Genomic DNA, 20,102 nt, shown 5'->3' on the forward strand with positions numbered 1-20,102 from the left:
TTCCATACATTGTCGATATTGTCGGCATGCGATATCGCAATCGGCGCGGCAGGGCTAGCCACGCCGGCAGGGCCCATCGAGACGCCGGGGAAAAATAGTCCAATCCAGCCCCAGCGGTTTGAGGCTAGGTGCAGGTCATCACAAAGGATTGTCAGACCATGGTGCCGAACATCTTTCTTCTTGAGCGCGCAGGCGGAAAGCCGGTCGCTACGGCGTTTCGCACCGAGGGCCTGAGCGCTGCCGATCCTTTCGCTGATGGTCGCGAGATTGCCTGGAACGAGCCCGGCCGTATCGCGGCCGGCCGCGTGGCCTGGAGCGGCATGCTCGACAGCGCCGCCTTCCCGCATACCGAGACGCTTGTCGTCCATGCCGGCGAAGTCAGGCTGTCGAACGGAGCCACGACCCTCGTGCTCCGGCCGGGCCAAAGCGCCGTCATCACGCGCGGCACGGCCGTGCAGATTGCAGCCGAGCCGGGATCGCGCTGGGCGTTCTGCGCCGCGACCGGGGAGACCTCTGCCGAGCCGGGCTTGCAGGAGCTGCTCGCCGACGCGCCGCTGACGCCCTCCAATCCGCCTGCTGCGGCGATGCTCATCGGGGAGACGCCGAGCTGCCGCAGTTGCAATGCTTATGATGACGACGCCGCCGGCATCCGCGCGGGAACGTGGGATTCAACGCCCTATCGCCGCATCGTGCGGCCGCAACCCGTCGCCGAGCTGATGCATCTGCTTGCAGGCAGCGTCGAGCTCGCCGATGCCGACGGCAAGGTCACGCGGGTCGAGACGGGCGATACCGTCTTCGTTGCGCAGGGAGCGCCCAGCGCTTGGGACAGCCGCGAACATGTCGCCAAATTCTATCTCGTTCAGGAGAATGGCGGCTGAGCGCCGCGCCCTGTCGCTGGTCTTTTCGGGAAAATCGTCATGTCGGAAGCAATCGTCGAGCCGGCCCTGAGCCTGCGTGCCGCGGAACCCGGCGATGCCGCGGCTTGCCAACGCCTGTCGAAAGCGGTCTCCTGGCCGCATCGTGCCGAGGATTGCGCGTTGGCGATCCGGTTGGGGCGCGGCATCGTCGCGACACTCGACGGCACGATCGTCGCCACTGCGATGAGCTGGCCCTATGGCGACAGCCATGCCACGCTCGGCATGATCATCGTCGACCCCGGCCATCAGGGGGCAGGCATCGGCAAGCGCCTGATGCAGGCCCTGTTCGCCGAGGTGGCGGGTCGTTCGCTGTTGTTGAACGCAACCGTGGCGGGGCGGCCGCTCTACGAGAAAACCGGCTTCGTGCCTTGCGGCGGCGTGCATCAGCATCAGGGCGTGGTTCCCGCTGTCCCGGCGCCCGCGCTGAACCAGTCGGAGCGGCTGCGAGCCGGGAGCCCGGCCGATCTGGCCTTGCTGGCGGGGCTCGACACTGCTGCTAGCGGCCTCCCGCGCGACAAGGTGCTGGCGGCTCTGCTCGAATACGGCGAGAGCGTCGTGCTCGAGCGCGAGGGTGTTGCCGTGGGCTTCAGCATCCTGCGCCGGTTCGGCCGAGGTTTTGCGATCGGACCTGTCATTGCCGATGACATCGCTTCCGCCCGGCTGCTGACGGCGCATTGGCTGCATAGCAAGCAGGGTGAATTCGTCCGGATCGATCTCCTTGCCGGCGCTGGACTTGACGGTTTCCTGGTGGAATACGGGCTGGCATGCGTCGGGGTGGTGGAGACGATGGTCCGAGGCGACAAGCCGGTTCCCGCCGGCCCGTCCAAGATCTACGCGATCATCAATCAGGCCCTCGGCTGATAGGCTGAACAGGAAAGCGCCCGCCATGACGTTCCTTTACAAGTCGGAGTCGCTTCGTGGCGCCGAATGGGCCAAGCTGTTCGCAGCGAAGGCGCCCGACATTCCGTTCCGCATCTGGCCCGATATCGGCGATCCCCGCGAGGTCCGCTATCTCGGAGCATGGATTCCGCCAGATGACATCATGGCGGCCTTCCCCAATCTCGAGCTGCTCATTTCGGTCGGCGCGGGTGTCGATCAGTTCGACTTGTCGAAGCTGCCTCCGGAATTGCCGGTCGTGCGGATGGTCGAACCCGGCATCGTCGACGGCATGGTCGAATACGTCACGATGTCGGTGCTGGCGCTGCATCGCGACCTCGTTCCCTACATCGCCCAGCAAAAAGGCCAGATCTGGAAGCAGATCAGGGTGCTGCCGGCCTCGACGCGTCGCGTCGGCGTGCTCGGGCTCGGCATGCTCGGCGAAGCCGTCGCCCGCAAGCTCACCGGCTTCGGCTTCCCGGTTGCAGGCTGGAGCCGCACGCAGCGCACGATCGAGGGCGTCACCTGCTATTCCGGCACGCAGGGCATGTCGGATTTCCTTGGACGGACCGACATCCTGATCTGCCTGCTGCCGCTGACCAGCGAGACGCGCGGGATTCTCAATGCGGACCTGTTCTCCAGGCTGCCGCATGGCGCGAGACTGGTGAATACCGGCCGGGGCGGCCATCTCGACCAGGACGCGCTGCTTGCCGCGCTCGATTCCGGCCAGATCTCGGCGGCGGTGCTCGATGTCACCGACCCCGAGCCGCTTCCCGCCGGCCACGCGCTCTGGAACGATCCCAGAGTGCTGGTGACCCCGCATATCGCGAGCATGACCCAGCCGGACACGGCAGTTGAGGTCGTGCTGGAGAACCTGCGACGTCACCGGGCGGGCGAGCCGCTGATCGGCCTCGTCGATCGCAGCCGGGGCTACTGAGGCTGCCCCGACCCATGCCGGCAAGGACAGCATGATGTGCTGTTGACCGGCGCCAATAGCGCAGCTGATGTCGGGCGGTGCCGTTTCGCAGGCCCGACACCACTTCTAAGCGCCTCTATCCTCGTAGTCGTGAGGCAGCGTGGTTGCTGCCGGCGAGGAAGAGCGGATTCATGCTTGAACCATCGAGTGCACTCGGTGAAGCGTCGCCAGCTGGTATCAGCCCTGGGATCCGGCGGGCGCTGAGCCATATCGAGCGCCATTTCACCGAAACCCTCTATCTCGAAGAACTCGCCGGGCTCGCCGGCCTGAGCATCTGCCGGTTCGTCACGGTGTTTCGCCGGCAGGTCGGGCTGACGCCGCATCGCTTTATCTGTCATCGCCGCATCCGCTACGCCAAGGCGCTGCTGCGCGACGGCATGCCGCCGGCGCTGGCCGCCTCGGAGGCCGGTTTCTTCGACCAAAGCCACCTGTCACGCCATTTCAAGAACATCTGCGGCATCACGCCTGGCCGCTATCTGCGCGATATCGAGGCGGCGCCGCAGCCGTCCCGGCCGCGCCCCGGCTATGCCGGCGCCATTGCCCTGTGAGCGCCGTGATTGAGTTGATTTGGAACCGCATCGTCATCCTGGACAAGCGGCGAAGCCGCGCAGCTCCGGGATCCATCGTAGGGAACGGAACTCTAGGATGGATCCCGGGCCGACCCCCGGTCGCCCAGGATGACGGTGTATTTCCACGCAAAAACATCAAACTCTAAAACACGCTCGATAATTTCCTTTCTGCCAAGAACTTCCTTTCTGCCAAGAACTTCCTGTCTCCCAAGAAGGTCAGCCTCATGTCCGTGAACTCCCTGGAAGCCCTCGACCGCAACCATTGGGTCCATCCCGTCGCCTCCTGGGCCGGGCATGAGAAGCGCGGCGTCACCATCATGAAGTCGGCCCGCGGCGCCTTCGTCACCGACGCGGATGGTCACGAACTGATCGACGGCTTCGCCGGTCTCTGGTGCGTCAATGTCGGCTACGGCCATGAAAGCATCGTCCAGGCCGCTGCCGCGCAGATGCGCGAATTGCCTTATGCGACCGGCTATTTCAGCTTCGGCAGCGAGCCGGCGATCAGGCTCGCGGCGCGGCTCGCCGAACTGACACCGGGCGATCTCAACCACATCTATTTCTCGCTCGGCGGCTCGGACGCGGTCGACAGCGCGCTGCGGCTGATCCGCTATTACTACAACGTCACCGGACGGCCGGCGAAGAAGCAGATCATCTCGCTGGAGCGCGGCTATCACGGCTCGAGCTCGACGGGAGCCGGCGTCACCGCTTTGCCGGCCTTCCATCTGCACTTCGACCTGCCGGCCGAGGGCCAGCACTACATTGCCTCGCCCTATCCCTATCGCAATCCAGCGGGCTCCGACGATGCGGCGGTGATCGCCGCCAGCGTCGCGGCGCTGCGGGCCAAGGTCGAGGAGATCGGGGCCGACAACGTCGCGGCCTTCTTCTGCGAGCCGGTGCAGGGGTCTGGCGGCGTCGTCGTGCCGCCGCGCGGCTGGCTCAAGGCGATGCGCGAGACGGCGCGCGAACTCGACATCCTCTTCGTCGCCGACGAGGTCATCACCGGCTTTGGCCGCACCGGTCCGATGTTCGCCTGCGAGGCGGAGGACGTCGTTCCCGACATGATGACGATGGCCAAGGGTCTGACCTCCGGCTACGCCCCGCTCGGAGCGCTCGCCATCAGCGAGCGCGTCTACCGCGCCATCGCCGACAATGCCCCCGCCGGTTCGCCGATCGGCCACGGCTACACCTATTCCGGGCACCCGGTCAGCGCCGCCGTGGGGCTGGAGGTGCTGCGCCTCTATACGGAAGGCGGCATCCTCGCCAATGGCCAGCGCGCCGGAGCTCATTTCGAGCGCAAGCTGGCGGAACTGGCCGATCACCCCTTGGTCGGCGAGGTCCGTGCGCGCGGACTTCTCGCCGGTATCGAACTCGTGGCCGACAAGGCGACCAAGGAGAAGCTGCCCCGCGAGGCCAGGCTCTCGGAACACCTGTTTGCGCGCGGCTACGCCAATGGCGTGATCTTCCGCGCCTTCGCCGATGATATTATCGGGCTTGCGCCGCCGCTGTGCTGCAGCGAGAGCGAGATCGACCTCATCGTCGCGCGGCTGCGCCAGACCCTGGATGACATGCTCGCCATTCCGGAAATCAAGGCGGCGCTACGCTGAAGGACGCCCTCGCGGCACGATCTTCGCTTGTGCGCAGACGGCCGGATCGCGGGGTGCCAGACGATCCCGGACGGAGACCGCGCCTGTGGCTCCATCCGGGTCTGAATGCGCCACTCATCAAGGAGTTAGGGCTGATATAGCCTGAAAACCGGTTTCCACTTTCCAGTATCATGCTCTAAGGTTTCGGGGCTGATGCGATGTCCAGATGCGTCAGCCACGTCCAGTTCTTGCAGAGGCTACCCTCGTGACCCCAGGCGTGCGCCTCGACCGCATCGACATGAAGATCCTGGTCGCCCTGCAAGGCAATGGCCGCATGACCAATGTCACGCTGGCCGATGCGGTGGGGCTTTCGCCGAGTCCCTGCCTGCTCAGGGTCAAGCGGCTGGAGCAGGCCGGCTTCATCTCCGGCTATGGCGCCACGATCAACCTGCAGAAGCTCGGCGAGACCATCACGGTCTTCACCGAGATTACGCTGGCCGACCATACCAAGGAGTATTTCATCCGCTTCGAGACAGCGCTGCGGCGTGTCGACGAAGTCGTGGAGTGCCATCTCGTCAGCGGCGGCTACGACTATCTCGTGAAGTTCGTCACGCGCGGCCTGACGCATTACCAGTCGCTGATCGAGAACCTGCTCGACCGCAATCTCGGTATCTCCAAATATTTCAGCTACATCGTCATCAAGTCGCCGATCCAGAAATCCGGCTACCCGCTGCCGGTCCTGTTCGACATCTGAACCTGGCGGTGGGCGGGAGTTCCTAGCCCAATGCCTGGGTGACCAGCCCGAACGTGCGCGCTGCGCCTTGCGCACCATGGCTGCGCCCCCGGATCATCGTGGTGACGCTGTCGAAGATCGTCATGCCGCAGGCTTCGAGGAAGCCGCCGAAAAGCCCCTGTTCCTGAGCCGTGTCGACCCGCAGGAACTCGCCTTCATGCGCGGCCACATGGGGCTGCAGGAGAGCGATCGCCGCCGCGTCATCCTCCGCCACGATCGGCCCGACGACATGGCCGCGGCCGAAGCGACGGCAGAGCGCGAATCCGACGGGCTCGCCGTTGCGCTCGACGAGCGTCCCGACCGATTGCGGCAGCAGCGCTGCGATAACGCGCGTGCGGTCGGCGCCATAGGCCAGCCGATCGAGCCGCGCCAGAGCGTCGAGATCGCTGTCGACGACCGCCCTGACCGTACCCGTAGTGCTCGCATCCGCCTCGGCCACCAAGGCCCGGCCCTGATGCTGGAAGATGCGCCCGACAGGCTCGAAACCGAGCGAGCGGTAGAGCCGGTACCCAGCACGCGTCGAGTTAAGCCGCAGGTCGCGCGCGCCCGATTGCTCGAAGATGGTGTCCATCAGCCGGCGTCCGGCGCCCTGCGCCTGCAGCCTCGGCGAGGTGATGACCATGCCGATCGTCGCGAAATCCTCGCCGAAGGGCCACCACATCGCTGACCCCAGCGCGCGGCCGATCGCATCGCAGGCGACGAAGCCGTGGCCGACCGCCAGTATCAGCCGCCAGTCCTCCGGACGATGCGGCCAGCCGACGCCGATCGAGAGCTGATGCGCCTGGGCAAGGTCGGCCTCCGTCATGGGGCGGATGTCGATGGCGTAATCGAGGCGGCGCTGGGCCGTTCTGTTAACCACCACTGTTCGCCTTGCTCCCCATAAAGTCCGAGTATAGGTCGCGGCGCCGGTTTCGAGAATAGTAAGTTTCATACAATACAGCAGCTTAGATTAGCGCATGGTGGTGTCTTGGGGCTGAAACAGTCCCGGACCGACACTGGTTCCGGGGCGGTCCGGCACGCCCATTGAAATACGCTGCCGGTCACGGCGCGGTGCGGAGTTGATCGCCATGAAGCTCGAACCCTATTGGCTGGCAACTGCGCCGAAATTCGGTGCGGCTGCGTCCGGCCCCGTCTCGGGCAAGGTCGATGTCGCCATCGTCGGGGGTGGTTTCACCGGGCTGTCGGCCGCCTTAGCGCTCGCGAAATCGGGGGCTAGCGTCGCTGTCCTGGAAGCGGGCAGGGTCGTCGGCGAGGCCTCGGGCCGCAATGGCGGCCATTGCAATAACGGGCTGGCGCATGATCTCGGCGGACTGGCGCAAACGCTGGGCTTGGAACGCGCAAGCGCGCTCTATCGCGCCTTCGACGTGGCCGTGGATCAGGTCGAGGTGCTCATTGCCCGCGAGGCGATCGACTGCGATTTCCGCCGCACCGGCAAGATCAAGCTCGCGGCCAAGCCTGGGCATTTCGCCAAGCTCGAAAAGAGCGCGGAATTGCTGAGGCGCGAGGTCGAGCCCGATCTCGTCGTGGTCCAGCCACGTGACACGAGGAGCGAGATCGGCTCTGACGGCTTTTATGGCGGGCTCGTCTTTCCGCGCGGCGCGCATATGCACATGGGCCGCTTCGGCGTCGGACTCGCCGAGGCCGCGGCCCGTGCCGGCGCGGCCATTCATGAAAACGCGGCGGTGACGGGTCTGCATCGGCTGAGCGGCTATGCCCATCGCGTCGTGACCCCGCGTGGAGAACTCGAGGCCAAGCAGGTTCTGCTGGCGACCGGGGCGTCCCGGCAAGGTCCCTTCGCCTGGCTCAGGCGTCGGATCGTCCCGGTCGGCAGCTTCATCATCGCCACCGAGCCGCTATCTGAGAATCTGGCAGGCTCGATCATGCCGACGCGGCGCACGGCGACGACGACGAAGAATATCGGCAACTATTTCCGGCTGACGCCCGATAACCGGCTGATCTTCGGCGGGCGCGCCCGCTTCGCCCTGTCGAGCCCGACCTCGGACGCCAAGAGCGGCGCCATTCTCCAGGCACGCATGCTGGAACTCTTCCCGCAACTGGCCGGCACGCGCATCGACTATTGCTGGGGTGGTCTGGTCGACATGACCTCCGACCGCCTGCCGCGCGCCGGGGAGCGCGACGGCATCTTCTATTCGCTGGGATATAGCGGCCACGGCACGCAGATGTCGGTGCATATGGGGCAGATCATGGCCCGCGTCATGGGCGGGGACACAGCAGCCAATCCGCTTGCCGGCCTCGATTGGCCGGCGGTGCCCGGCCATTTCGGCCCGCCCTGGTTCCTGCCCTTCGTCGGCGCCTACTACCGCTATCAGGACTGGCGGCACTGAAGGCGGCATCGCCGTCATTGCGAGCGTAGCGAAGCAATCCAGAGGGCCACGCTGCGCCGCCGGGACTGTTTCGCTACGCCCGCAATGACGTTGGAAGGGTGCGTCTTACGCCCCGATGTCGATCAGGACCGTCTTGTGCCGCAGATTGGCTTCGACTGCCTGCCGGCCAAGGTCCTTGCCGATGCCGGAGCTCTTGTAGCCGCCGGTCGGCAGGATGAAATCGAGCGTGCGGCTATAGCGGTTGATCCAGACGGTGCCGGCCTTGATCCGCCGGACCGCCCGCAAGGCGCGGCCGAGATCTGCGGTATAGACGCCGGCCGCGAGCCCGTATTCGGGATGGTCCGCCAGCGCGAAACCTTCCTCCTCGGTCTCGAAGCTCTGGATCGTCAGGACGGGGCCAAAGATTTCCTCGCGCACTGCGGCGTTGTCGCTGGTGACGCCGCCGATCAGCGTCGGCTGGTAGAACGCACCGCCCAATCCCTCGATCCTGCCGCCGCCGAGCAGGATTTCCGCGCCCTGCTGCGTGCTGCGCGCGACAATGCCGTCGATGCGCCGTGCCTGCAGCTCTGAGATGATCGGCGCGAAGCTTGTCGAGGATTGCCAGGTCGGGCCGGGTGCGGTCCGCACCAGTCGCCTGGTCAGGGCCTCGACCAGCGCGTCATGAACCGGACGCTGCACGATCAGCCGCGAACCGGCGACGCAGGCCTGCCCGGCATTGGCCAGCAACGAGCCGGCAATGCAATCGGCCGCCTTGTCGAGATCGGCATCGGCGAAGACGAGCTGCGGGCTTTTTCCGCCCAGTTCCAGCGTCACCGGGCGGATGCCGGACTGCGCGGCGGCGGTCATGATCGCAATGCCGGTGCGGGTCGAGCCGGTGAAGGAGAGCTTGCCGATGCCGGGATGGCGACTCAGCGCGTCGCCGGTGATGGCGCCGCTTCCCTGCACGATGTTGATGATACCCGCGGGTATGCCGGCCTCGATCGCGAGCTCAGCCAGCCGAACCGTCGAAAAAGGCGTCAGCTCGGACGGCTTCAGCACGATCGCGTTGCCGGCGGCGAGCGCCGGGCCGATCTTCCATGAAGCCATGCTGAGCGGAAAATTCCACGGTGTGATCGCCCCGACGACGCCGTATGGTTCCGAGACGATCATGCCGAAATGGTCGCTGCGGGTGGCCGCAACCTCTCCGCCGAGCTTGTCGGCATATTCGGCGAAGAAGCGGATGCCTTCCGCCGTGCCCGCGACGTCGCCGGTCACGGCCTGCGCGATCGGCCGCGTCGATCCCAGCGCCTCGAGGCGGCCGAGTTCCTCGCCGCGCTCTTCGATCAGGTCCGCCCAGCGGCGGATCGCCTTGGCGCGTGCGCGCGGGGGCTGCGTTGCCCAACCGCTGCGTTTGACCGCTTCAGCCGCGCCGACCACCGCCCGGTCGACGATCTCGGCCGAGGCGATCGGCAGGTCGGCATAAGGCTGACCATCGGACGGCCGGCTGACTTCGATACGTTCGCTGGCGTGGTCGACGACCTCGCCACCGATGAAATGGCCTCGGGCGAATGCCACGGCAGCGGGGTCGAAATCACGCATGTCTGAAAGTCCGGTCGTGGCAGGGCGGTTGCGGCGCGGGTCTCAAAGGCCGAGCAGGCCGGGCAACTCGCCAATGCCCTTGATGTCGGTGTAGCCATAGGCGGGGATGCCAGGCTCGTGGCCGCGATTGACGAAGACGCGCCGGCCGATCTTGAGGTCATAGGCGCTCATCAGGTCGTAGCGCAGGCTGGAGGAGCAGTGCACGACGTCCTCCGGACCGCAGCCCAGCATGTCGAACATGTATTCGAAGGCCTGCAGGCGCGGCTTGTAGGCCTGCGCTTCCTCCGCCGTATAGGCGGCATGGAAGGGCGCGCCGAGCTTGACCACCGAATGGGGGATCAGGTCGGTCATCGAATTTGAGAGGATGACGAGGGGAATCTCCTTGGCGACCTTGGCGAGGCCTGCCGGCACGTCCGGATGCGGGTTCCAGCTCGGGATCTCGTCATAGATCTTCTGGGCGTCGGCCGGGTCGAAGGCGACCTTCCAGAGGTTGCACGTGCGCTCGACCGAATTGTGGACGACCTCAATGAAGGGCTTCCAGGCGCCGAGAACCTCGTCGAGGCGGAAGCCCCTGAAGGACTCGCAGAAGCCATCCATCACCTCGGACGACAGGCGCGCGCTGTAGACGCGTCGTGCCGCTGGGCCCATCTCGAAATCGATCAGCGTGCCATAGCAGTCAAAGGTCACGAATTTAGGCCGCAGGGTGCTCATGGGGGTGCCCGTCTTCAGCTGAAGGCATGACGGCCAGATCCGCCATGCTGCACCTCAGATTAGAGCGCGCCGGCCGATGCAGACTTGGAATTGCATGAGGCACGGCCAATATTCTGCCGATCCGGTGGCGACGTTCGGCATGGATTGCCGCGAGGTGCGAAAGGATGCCCGGCGCGGCCAGCCTGCTCTGATAGAGTGCCGGCATCCTCACAGCGCCTGCCGGACCAGGCTGGCGCATCAAGCCGATGGCAGACGCCTTATGACCGTGGAAACCGTGCTGGCCGATCTGGTCGCGTTCCCCTCCGTGTGCCGCACACCCAATGGCGCCATCGTCGATCACGTGCGCGCCTTTCTCTCCGGCCATGGCGTCGAGAGCACGATCCTGCCCGGCCCTGAAGGCGACCGTTCGAATCTCTTCGCCACGATCGGCCCTCAGCTGCCCGGCGGCGTCGTTCTGTCCGCCCATCTGGATGTCGTGCCGGCGCCGCCCGAAGGCTGGCTGGGAGATCCTTTCAGCCTGCGCCGCGACGGCGACCGCCTGATCGGCCGCGGCGCGGTCGACATGAAGGGCTTCGTCGCCTGTGTGCTGGCGAGCGTGCCGATGCTGGTCGCGCGCAAGCTGGAGCGGCCGATCCACATTGCCTTGTCCTATGACGAGGAGGTCGGCTGCATCGGCGTGCGCCATATGATCGCGCGGCTGCCCGAGCTCTGCGCACAGCCGCAGGGCTGTATCGTCGGCGAGCCGAGCGGGCTGCATCCCGTGCTCAGACACAAGGGCAAGATCGCCCAGCGCGTCACGGTCAACGGCAAGGCCGGCCATTCCTCGCGGCCCGATCTTGGCGACAACGCCATTCACTACGCGTCCCAGCTGATCTCGGCAGTGCATGCGGAGGCGCTCAAGCATGCGGATGAAGGTCCATTCGCTCCCGCATTCGCGCCGCCCTATTCGACGCTTCAGGTCGGCACGATCCAGGGCGGAGCGAGCATCAACATCGTGCCGGCCCGTTGCGTCTTCGAGGTCGAGGCCCGCGCCATTGCCGGCCAGCAGCCAGCCGAGCTGCTTGCCTTCCTGCCGGGCGAGGCCGAGCGCATCCGGCTGGCTGCCGAGCGCACCGGGCACAATGTCGCCTTCGGCTTCGAAACGATGAGCGACTATCCTCCTCTCGAACTGCCGGAGGGTGATCCGTTGGTCGCGTTGACCGAGGCGGTGTCGATGATGCCGCGCCAGCAGGCGGTCAGCTTCGGCACCGAGGCTGGCCTGTTCCAGGCGGCCGGCATCCCCGCCATCGTCTGCGGGCCCGGCGACGTCAATCGCGCCCACAAGCCGGAGGAATACATCACCGACGGCGAACTCGCGGGCGCGATGGCGATGATCGCGCGGCTGGCGGATCGGCTGGAAGGCTGAGCCGACGCCGGTGCGCGGCGGATCGCCGAGCGGGCTACAGCGCAGGTTTTGGAGCGCGATGATCTGATCTGGAAACGCCCCGTCATCCTGGACGAGCGGCGAAGCCGCGCAGATCCGGGATCCATCGCAGGAAGCCGAGCCCTCCGATGGATCCCGGGTCGACCTGCGGCCGCCCAGGATGACGGCGTGTTTCCACGCAAAATCAGTAGACGCTAGAATTCGCCGATCTCGCCCTGCGAACCATCGAGCAGGCGCGAATGCCGGAAAGGCCGGGGATCGACGATTGGTGTGTCGTTCACCGCAAGGTCGGCTGCCAGATGTCCCGCCGCCGGGCCGAGCCCAAAGCCATGGCCGCTGAAGCCGGCCGCGAGCACGAAGCCCTTGAGCCCGGCGACCGGCGAGATCACGGGCACAGCGTCGGGCGTCGAATCGATATAGCCGGCCCAGCTCTCGCGGATCCCGACACTCTTCAGCGCGGGGTAAAGCGCGCGCGCACGCGCCATGGTCTGCTCCACCGTCTTGCGGTTGGGCTTGGGGTCGAGCACGCGGATACGCTCGAACGGTGTCACCTCGTCGAAGCGCCAACTTCCCAGGGCCTCGGGCCCCCTGAAGAACGACGAGCCGAAGCCGAATTCGACCGCCTTGATCCGCCGGATGAACATCGGCAGGAAGTCGCGGGCGTAACGCAGCCCCTGCGGTGTCAATTCCAGCGTGCCCTTGCCGCTGATCGCGATCGTGTAGCTGCCGTCAAGCCGGCGCGTCATGGCACATTCCGGCGTGTAGAGAGCCTCGATCAGCGCCGGTGCGACCTCCGTGCGAAGGCTGGTCTGGCGAATGCTCGCCTGAGGAAAGGAGATGCCGTGGCGGCGGCAGAAGGCCGAGGCCCAGGCGCCGCCGGACAGAATGACCGAGCGGGTCCTGATCGTGCCCTTTTCGGTAATGACGCCCGTGACGGCGCCATTGCTCACATCGAGGCCGCGCGCGGCACAATTCTGGTGGATCGTCGCGCCGTTCAGCCGTGCGCCATGCGCCAGCACCGGCGCCGCCAATGCCGGCTCGGCCTTGCCGTCGCTGACCGAATGCACGCCGCCGAGCCAGTTGCGGCCGCTTCCAGCCGTCTTTTCGGCCGCCTGCGCGCCCGTCAGCATATGGGTCTCAATGCCGAAATCGCGCGCGGTCGTGCGCCATTTCTCCCATGTCGCGATCTGCTCGACATCGTTGCTGGCATAGACCAGGCCGCAGGGCCGGAAGCCGAGATCGCGGCCGATCTCCTGCCCGAGCCTCGCCCATAATTCCATGCCGCGCATGGCGAGCGGCAGTTCTCGAGCGTCGCGATTCTGCTGCCGGCACCAGCCCCAGTTGCGGCTCGACTGTTCACCACCGACCACGCCCTTCTCGAGCAGCGCGACACGCTGGCCGCGCTTCGCCAGGAAATAGGCCGCCGCGCTGCCGACGATGCCGGCGCCGATCACGACGACATCGACTTCGGCCGGCAGGCGCTCATCGCTCGCGATGCGCTCGATCGTGGGGGACATGGATTCAGGGCTCCGGAAGCATATGGCGGCGCGACATTACCGCCTGCGCCGCTGCCGGCATTGGATCATCTTTGCGCTCGGGCCGGATTTACGGCCGAAGCGCGGCCTCGACGGCGGCGGCGATCGCGAAAAGCGCGCGGTCCGTGCCGGTCTCGCCCATCAGCGTGAGACCGACCGGGGCGTCCCCGGGCTTATGGCAGGGGAGGCTGATAGCGCAGCGGTCGAGGAAGTTGCCGAGGCTCGGATTGCGCAGCAGCAGGCCGTTCAGCCGGAAGTATTCTGCATCCTCTGTCAACTCGTCGATCCGCGGTGCGATGATCGGGCAGGTCGGCATCAGCACCGCGTCGTAGCCGAGGGTGAGGGCATCCATCGCTGCGATGATGGTGCGCCGCGCCGCGACGAGATCGAGATAGTCGGCTGCGATTATCTGCGCGCCGGTCGCTATACGGCTGCACACGCGCGGATCGTAAAGATCGCCCTTGGCCGCCAGCAGCGCACGATGCCAAGCGTAGGCTTCGGGCGCGGCAAAGCCCCCCTTGCTCGTCGCCTTTCCGATCTCGGAGAGGGGTGCGAAGTCGACTTCGGTGATCAGCGCGCCCTGTGCGCTCAGCCGCGCGACGGCCCTGTCGAAAGCGGCCGAGACAGCCTGATCCATGCCGTCACGAACGATCTGTGTCGGAATCGCCAGCCGCAGGCCCGACAACGGCCGCACAGCCGGAGAGACCGGTGTTTCGCCCGCCAGCACGCCATCGACGATGGCGCAGCAGGCAACGCTCGCGCCGAGCGGGCCGATCGAATCCAGGCTCTGCGACAAGGGCACGACACCTGCCAGCGGCACCCGTCGCGCAGTCGGCTTGTAGCCGGTGATGCCGCACAGCGCCGCCGGAATCCGGCACGAACCGCCGGTGTCGCTGCCGAGCGCAACCGTCGCCATTCCATCGGCCACGGCGACTGCCGAGCCTGACGAGCTTCCACCGGGGATGCGGCGCGCCTGCTTGTCCCAGGGCGACAGCGGTGTGCCGTAATGCGGGTTCGCGCCGATGCCGGAATAGGCGAACTCGGTCATGTTGGTGCGGCCGATCGGGATGAAGCCCGCCGCGATCATGCGCGCGATGACCGGTGCGTGCTGTCGCGCCGGCTTCGCCTCGGCAAGCGCGCGCGAGCCCGCCATGCTGCGTTCGCCGGCAACATCGAACAGGTCCTTCACGGCGAAAGGGATGCCGGCGAAAGGCCCGGCCTCGCGGCCGGCGCGCCTCAAGGCATCATGCGCATCGGCGGCGGCCCGCGCCGAATCTGCGGAGACGGAGATGAAGGCGCGGGCGCCTTCTCCTTTGGGGTCGGCGATGCGCTCCAGACAGTCCTCGACGAGCGCCCGCGAGCTGATCCCGCCACTCGCCAGATCCTCGGCACATTGCTGCAGGGTGCGCATGGTCAGGATCCTCTTGGGTCGGCGGGGATGTGGCTGGAGTGGCGCTTGTCCGTGCGCCGGCAGGACGTCGATGGATATCCGGTTTCGCTCATTCCATCGAACGTTTCCAGCCCCTGGCGCTCACATCATGCCGGGTTCGCCGAGATCGGTGCCGTCGATCATGCGGCTGTAGCGATAGGGATGGGGATCGACGATCGGGGTGTCGTTGGCGATTAGATCGGCCGCGAGCTGGCCCGCAGCCGGGCCGATGCCGAAGCCATGGCCGCTGAACCCCGTCGAGATGTGGAAGCCGGGCAACGCATCGACCGCCGAGATCACGGGAATCCAGTCCGGCGTGAAATCGACCAGGCCACCATATTTATGCGCGACCTTCAGATTGGCGAGCTCGGGATAGAGTTCGCCCAGCCGCTTCAGGCCGAAGGTGACGAGTTCTTCCTGCGCCGGCGGGTCGAAGGTGCGGATGCGCTCGAATGGCGAGACGCTGTCATTGGTCCAGCGCGAGAACGCCTCCGGTCCCGCGAAGAAGGAGCGTCCGGCCCGGATCTTCAGGCCCCAGCGCCGCTTCCGGAAGGTCGGCCAGAACTGCTGGGTGTAGAGCATGCCCTGCGGCGTCAGCTCGAGCAGGCCGCGCCCGCTGATGCCGACCGTGTAGCCCCCGTCGAGCCGGCGGCGGAAGGTGATGTCGGGCATCGACAACCCGCCTTCGATGACTTGGGGCGCGGCCTCGGTGAAGAAAGAGGTCGAGCGGACGCCGGCCTGCGGCAGCTTGATGCCGTGATGGCGGCAGAACATCGAGGTCCAGGCGCCGCCGGCCGCGAGCACGGCGCCGGTGCGGATCGTGCCTTTCTCCGTGACGACCGCCGAAACCTTGCCGGCCGTGGTTTCTAGCCCGCGCGCGGCGCAGTTCTGATGGATCGTGACGCCAAGCCTGCGGGCCCCCTCCGCGATGGCCGGCGCGGCGAGCGCCGGCTCGGCGCGCCCGTCCGACGGCGAATGCACCCCGCCGATCCAGTTGCCCGTGCTGCCCGTTGTCATCGCCTTCGCCTCGGCCGCAGTGAGCATGCGGCTATGGACCTGGTAATCGCGCGCCCGCTCGACCCAGCTCGACCACAGGTCGAGGTCGGACTGCTTTTCGGTGACGAAGAGCAGGCCCGTCGGACGGAAGCCGGTTTCCGCGCCAAGCTCCTTGTTCAGCCCGCTCCACATCGAGACCGCGCGCTGCGCTAGCGGCAACTCGCGCAGATCGCGGTTCTGCTGGCGGCACCAGCCCCAGTTGCGGCTCGATTGCTCGCCGGCGACATGGCCCTTCTCGATTAGCGCGACCGAATGCCCTTTCTTCGCCAGCGCATAAGCTGCGGTGACGCCCGCGATGCCGCCGCCGATAACGACGACGTCGGCGGTTTCAGGCAGCTTCTCGTCGCTGTGAATGCGCGTGACGGGAGGAGACATCGGTTGAAAATCCTCGAGGTGATGAAGCGTTGCGCGGCCGCGTCGCGTCGGACGAAGTGTATTCGGCGAAATACCTCTCCCGATACAACCTGATCGAGACAGAAGCCTGTGCCAAAGACCGTCGTCGAATCGGCAGATTATATCCCTGCCCCCGCAGCGATCGGCACCCGAACGACGTTGCGGTAGGGCTAGATGAGCGAGGGCTCGGACGGTGGTCCTCGTCGCGAAGGAGCGCCCGCTCTGATTGGGGAGCGCTCCTCGGTGTTCAAGGACGGGCTCACTGTCGAAAAGACGGGAGGCCGGCGCTGCGGATCGCAACGGAGCCTGCTCCTGGCCGAATTCCTGCTTGCCTCATAACCTAACCACAAAAGGGGAATATCGATGTCCAAGCGTCCTGTCGGGACTATCTCTGCAAGCCTGCCGATGCCGGCACTGCATCGGCGCGATATTCTGGCGCTTGGCGCAGGTGCGCTTGCTGCCTCCTACGGTTTCGGCGCGCGCGCTCAAACGACGAAGGCTGCGCCGCCGCCTCCGGCCAAGCCGACCGGCCAGGTCGTGGTCGGCCTGTCGCAGGAGCCGACCGCTTTCAATCCGCTGATGCCCGGCATCGAGGTCGATGAGACCGTCTGGATGCAGGTCTTCAACACGATGTGGGTGGCCGATCCGCAGGGCAACCTCATCGCCGACCTTGCCGCCGAAGTGCCGACAGAGGCCAATGGCGGCATCTCCGAAGGCGGCCTCGCGTGGAAGGTCAAGCTGCGCGAAGGTGTGACCTGGCATGACGGCACGCCCTTCACCGCCGAGGACGTCAAATACACCCTCGAACTGATCAACGCGCCGGGCTTCAAGAGCCGCACCCGCGTCGGGCACGCGCTGGTCAAGGACATCGTGGTAAAGGGCCCCCACGAAATCTCCTGGCGCATGGAGAAGGCCTACTCGCCTTACCTCGCGCTGCTCTCCAACACCTACATCGTCCCCAAGCATCTGCTGGAGAAGGCGTCGGACCCCAATACCGCACCATTCAATGGCGCCCCGGTCGGTACCGGGCCGTTCAAATGGGGCCAGCGGACGCCGGGCGACAACATCATGCTCGTCGCCAACGAGAAGTATCACGGCAAGGGGCCCTATCTGGAGCGGGCGGTCCTGAAATATGTGCCCGACCAGGTCGCGCTTTACGCGCAGTTCCGCACCGGGCAGGTCGATCTGATCATCGGCACCGGCATCCCCGCGAATTTCTATGCCGAGGCGGTCAAGCTGCCGGGCCGCAAGGTCGTGAAGATCCCCAACGCCTCGCTCGAAATCCTGATGCCGAACCTGGAGCATCCCGTGCTGGCCGAAAAGGCCGTGCGGCAGGCGCTCTACGCCTCGATCAACAAGCAGGCGATCATCGACGTGATCTTCTACGGCCTGCACAAGCCGACCGAGTCCTTCGCGCCGCAGGAATCCTGGGCCTACAACCCCAACCTGCCGAAGCAGGAATACGACCTCGCCAAGGCCAACAAGATCCTCGACGATGCCGGCTGGAAGCGCAGCGGCAGCGGCACCCGCATGAAGAACGGCGTGCCGCTCGAATTCGCGGTCTCGACCACCACCGGCTCCTCGCTGCGCGAACAGTGCCAGCAGCTGATGATGCAGGATTGGCAGCAGGTCGGCGTCTCCATGAAGATCGCCAACATGCCGGCAGCCGTGATCTGGGGCGATTTCTATACCCGCTCGAAATTCCAGTCGCTGCTGGTCGGCACGGCCTTCCGCACCGTGATCGATCCCGATCCGGCCTCGCGTTTCGCCTCGGACGCGATTCCCGCCAAGAACGGCAACGGCGCCAACCAGATGCAGTGGCAGAACGCCGAGGTCGACCAGTTGCTGAAGGCCGGGCAGGAGACCTTCGACCAGGCCAAGCGCAAGGCGATCTACTGGAAGCTGCAGGAGATCGCCCGCGACGAGCTGCCGATCCTGCCGATCTACCAATACGTGCCCGTAGAAGGCTATAAGGAAGGCCTTGTCGGCTACGAGCCCAACATCAATGCCCGCCAGAACACCTGGAATATGGGCTCCTGGTACTGGGCTCGCTGAGCAGGGAACTGAACCGTGGGCGCGTTCCTCCTTCGCAGACTGCTGCAGTCGCTCGGCCTGCTGCTCATCGTCTCGGTGATCGGCTTTGCCATCCTGCATCTGGCTCCCGGCGGGCCGCTCTCGCAATTCGCCGCCGGAGGCGAAATGACCCAGGCCGATCTGGACCGCATCGCGGAACAGCTCGGCCTGAACCGGCCCTTGCCGATCCAGTATCTGGAATGGCTTTGGCGCATGGTGCGCGGCGACTGGGGCGTGTCCTTTCGCGACCAGCAGCCGGTGCTGCACATTATCGGCTCCCATATCGGGGCCACCCTGGAGCTGATGCTGACCTCGACGCTGCTCGCCATGCTGATCGGCGCCTGGGTCGGCATTCTCGGTGCGATCAAGCGCTATTCGCTCTTCGATGGCCTCGCCACGATCGGCGCGATGATCGCCCTGTCGATCCCGACCTTCTGGTTCGGCCTCGTGGTCATCTATGTCTTCTCGGTCGGGCTTGGCTGGCTGCCAGCGGGCAATCGCTACACGATCGGCGACGGTTCGTTCTTGAACCAGCTGCATCATCTGATCGGCCCCTGCATCGTGCTGGCGCTGGTCTCGACCGCCGTCTGGAGCCGCTACATGCGCTCCTCGATGCTGGAGGTGATCAACCAGGACTATGTCCGCACGGCCAGGGCCAAGGGCCTGCCCGAACGGACGATCCTGCTGCGTCACTCCTTTCGCAATGCGCTGCTGCCGATGATCACCATCACCGGCCTGCATGTGCCGACGCTGCTCTCGGGAGCGCTCGTCACCGAGACCGTCTTCACCTGGCCCGGCATGGGTCGGCTCTTCCTCGATTCGATCAGCTATCGCGACTATCCGGTCGTGATGGGCATCCTGATGTTCACTGCCGTGCTCGTCCTGCTCGGCAGCCTGATCGCCGATCTGCTCTATGGGGTCGCTGATCCCCGCATCGCGAGGGGCTGATGAGTTCGCAAACAATCGCCACGCCGGATCTGCCGCTGGCTCCTCCGCCCACGTTCTGGAACAGTCCCGGGCTGCGTCGCTTCAGGCGTCACAAGCTTGCGGTCTTCGGCGCCGCAGCGATCATCGTGATGACGCTCGCCTGTATCTTCGGGCCGATGCTGCTGCCTTATAGCGATACCTTCATCGACATCCGCCAGCGTTTCGCGCCGCCCTTTTCGGGCCCGCATGTCCTCGGCACCGACCCGCTCGGCCGCGACATCCTCGCTCGCCTGCTGATGGCCGGGCGGATTTCGCTGGCCGTCGGCTTCTCGGCGATGCTGATCAGCATGGCGATCGGCGTCTGCATCGGGCTGATCGCCGGCTTCTACGAGGGTGTCATCGGCTCGGCGCTGATGCGTTTCGTCGACGCGATGCTGTGCTTCCCGTCGATCTTCCTGCTTCTCGCCATCTCCGCTCTGATCGAGCCCTCCGTACCCTCGATCGTGCTGTTGATCGCGATGACCTCCTGGATGGAGGTCGCCCGCGTCGTCGAGGCGCAGATCCGTTCGCTGCGCACCCGCGATTTCGCCGTCGCCGCCGTCTCCATGGGCTCCAGCAACACGCGCATCATGTTCCGCGAATTGCTGCCCAACGCAGTCGCGCCGATCGTCGTCGCGGCGACGCTGAACGTCGCGCATGCCATTCTCGCCGAGAGCTACATCTCCTTCCTCGGCTATGGCATCCAGCCGCCGACGCCGAGCTGGGGCAACATGCTGGAAAATGCCCAGAGCTATCTGACGAGCGCGCCCTGGCTCGCGATCCTGCCGGGGGCTGCGATCACGCTCGCCGTCACCAGCTTCAATTTCGTCGGCGACGGCCTGCGCGATGCGCTCGACCCCCGCATGGACAGCCACTGAC

Annotated in this window: 17 protein-coding genes; 11 read left to right on the forward strand and 6 right to left on the reverse strand. The window is 66.0% G+C overall.

Annotated elements, in window-relative coordinates; genetic code table 11:
* Window positions 1-158: 158 nt before the first annotated feature.
* The 6 genes from C4S73_RS00315 (at window position 159) to C4S73_RS00340 (ending at window position 5,675) form a co-directional block, all read left to right on the forward strand.
* Window positions 159-878 carry a cupin domain-containing protein gene (locus C4S73_RS00315; RefSeq protein WP_103870490.1) on the forward strand — a complete coding sequence of 240 codons (720 nt, stop codon included), beginning with the start codon at window positions 159-161 and terminating at the stop codon, window positions 876-878.
* Between the two features lie 39 nt (window positions 879-917).
* Window positions 918-1,778, forward strand: a complete 861-nt coding sequence (locus tag C4S73_RS00320) for a GNAT family N-acetyltransferase (protein WP_103870491.1) — start codon at window positions 918-920, stop codon at window positions 1,776-1,778.
* A gap of 25 nt (window positions 1,779-1,803) precedes the next feature.
* Window positions 1,804-2,730 (forward strand): 2-hydroxyacid dehydrogenase, encoded by a 927-nt coding sequence (locus C4S73_RS00325; protein WP_103870492.1) that lies wholly within the window; start codon window positions 1,804-1,806, stop codon window positions 2,728-2,730.
* A gap of 170 nt (window positions 2,731-2,900) precedes the next feature.
* Window positions 2,901-3,317, forward strand: a complete 417-nt coding sequence (locus C4S73_RS00330; RefSeq protein WP_103870493.1) for a helix-turn-helix domain-containing protein — start codon at window positions 2,901-2,903, stop codon at window positions 3,315-3,317.
* A 245-nt stretch (window positions 3,318-3,562) separates the two neighbouring features.
* Window positions 3,563-4,942: an aminotransferase class III-fold pyridoxal phosphate-dependent enzyme gene (locus tag C4S73_RS00335; protein WP_103870494.1), complete on the forward strand. Its 1,380-nt coding sequence runs from the start codon at window positions 3,563-3,565 to the stop codon at window positions 4,940-4,942.
* A gap of 256 nt (window positions 4,943-5,198) precedes the next feature.
* A complete protein-coding gene (locus tag C4S73_RS00340) occupies window positions 5,199-5,675 on the forward strand; it encodes an Lrp/AsnC family transcriptional regulator (RefSeq protein ID WP_200827910.1) in 477 nt (158 codons plus the stop codon).
* Window positions 5,676-5,697: 22 nt separating this feature from the next.
* On the opposite strand, the gene C4S73_RS00345 is transcribed toward C4S73_RS00340, so the two are convergent.
* Window positions 5,698-6,573 carry a GNAT family N-acetyltransferase gene (locus tag C4S73_RS00345; RefSeq protein WP_160115624.1) on the reverse strand — a complete coding sequence of 292 codons (876 nt, stop codon included), beginning with the start codon at window positions 6,571-6,573 and terminating at the stop codon, window positions 5,698-5,700.
* Window positions 6,574-6,781: 208 nt separating this feature from the next.
* Between C4S73_RS00345 and C4S73_RS00350 the strand changes: the two genes are divergently transcribed.
* Window positions 6,782-8,059: an NAD(P)/FAD-dependent oxidoreductase gene (locus C4S73_RS00350; protein ID WP_103871199.1), complete on the forward strand. Its 1,278-nt coding sequence runs from the start codon at window positions 6,782-6,784 to the stop codon at window positions 8,057-8,059.
* Between the two features lie 105 nt (window positions 8,060-8,164).
* Here C4S73_RS00350 and C4S73_RS00355 read toward each other — a convergent pair whose 3' ends face one another.
* Window positions 8,165-9,637 carry an aldehyde dehydrogenase family protein gene (locus tag C4S73_RS00355; protein WP_103870497.1) on the reverse strand — a complete coding sequence of 491 codons (1,473 nt, stop codon included), beginning with the start codon at window positions 9,635-9,637 and terminating at the stop codon, window positions 8,165-8,167.
* Window positions 9,638-9,679: 42 nt separating this feature from the next.
* A complete protein-coding gene (locus tag C4S73_RS00360) occupies window positions 9,680-10,348 on the reverse strand; it encodes a haloacid dehalogenase type II (RefSeq protein ID WP_103870498.1) in 669 nt (222 codons plus the stop codon).
* A 259-nt stretch (window positions 10,349-10,607) separates the two neighbouring features.
* Between C4S73_RS00360 and argE the strand changes: the two genes are divergently transcribed.
* Window positions 10,608-11,753: an acetylornithine deacetylase gene (argE, locus tag C4S73_RS00365; protein ID WP_103870499.1), complete on the forward strand. Its 1,146-nt coding sequence runs from the start codon at window positions 10,608-10,610 to the stop codon at window positions 11,751-11,753.
* 212 nt (window positions 11,754-11,965) lie between these two features.
* Here argE and C4S73_RS00370 read toward each other — a convergent pair whose 3' ends face one another.
* The 3 genes from C4S73_RS00370 to C4S73_RS00380 form a co-directional block, all read right to left on the reverse strand.
* Window positions 11,966-13,288 carry an NAD(P)/FAD-dependent oxidoreductase gene (locus C4S73_RS00370; protein WP_103870500.1) on the reverse strand — a complete coding sequence of 441 codons (1,323 nt, stop codon included), beginning with the start codon at window positions 13,286-13,288 and terminating at the stop codon, window positions 11,966-11,968.
* Between the two features lie 88 nt (window positions 13,289-13,376).
* Window positions 13,377-14,717, reverse strand: coding sequence for an amidase (locus C4S73_RS00375; protein WP_103870501.1), 1,341 nt, complete (start codon window positions 14,715-14,717; stop codon window positions 13,377-13,379).
* 120 nt (window positions 14,718-14,837) lie between these two features.
* The gene (locus C4S73_RS00380; RefSeq protein ID WP_103870502.1) at window positions 14,838-16,166 is read right to left on the reverse strand and encodes an NAD(P)/FAD-dependent oxidoreductase; all 1,329 of its coding nucleotides are present in this window, start codon (window positions 16,164-16,166) and stop codon (window positions 14,838-14,840) included.
* A 381-nt stretch (window positions 16,167-16,547) separates the two neighbouring features.
* Here C4S73_RS00380 and C4S73_RS00385 point away from each other — a divergent pair, with 381 nt between their 5' ends.
* Genes C4S73_RS00385 through C4S73_RS00395 form a run of 3 tightly spaced genes read left to right on the forward strand, consistent with a single transcriptional unit; the run spans window position 16,548 to window position 20,101 of the window.
* On the forward strand, window positions 16,548-18,239 hold the full coding sequence (locus C4S73_RS00385) for a peptide ABC transporter substrate-binding protein (RefSeq protein ID WP_103870503.1): 1,692 nt from the start codon (window positions 16,548-16,550) through the stop codon (window positions 18,237-18,239).
* Between the two features lie 15 nt (window positions 18,240-18,254).
* Window positions 18,255-19,205, forward strand: coding sequence for an ABC transporter permease (locus tag C4S73_RS00390; RefSeq protein ID WP_103870504.1), 951 nt, complete (start codon window positions 18,255-18,257; stop codon window positions 19,203-19,205).
* Complete coding sequence (locus tag C4S73_RS00395; RefSeq protein ID WP_103870505.1) at window positions 19,205-20,101, forward strand: ABC transporter permease; 897 nt, start codon at window positions 19,205-19,207, stop codon at window positions 20,099-20,101. Before C4S73_RS00390 ends, C4S73_RS00395 begins: the two co-directional genes overlap by 1 nt.
* Window position 20,102 lies beyond the last annotated feature (1 nt).

Source organism: Allobosea lathyri (assembly GCF_900108245.1).
GTDB classification, from domain to species: Bacteria; Pseudomonadota; Alphaproteobacteria; order Rhizobiales; family Beijerinckiaceae; genus Allobosea; species Allobosea lathyri.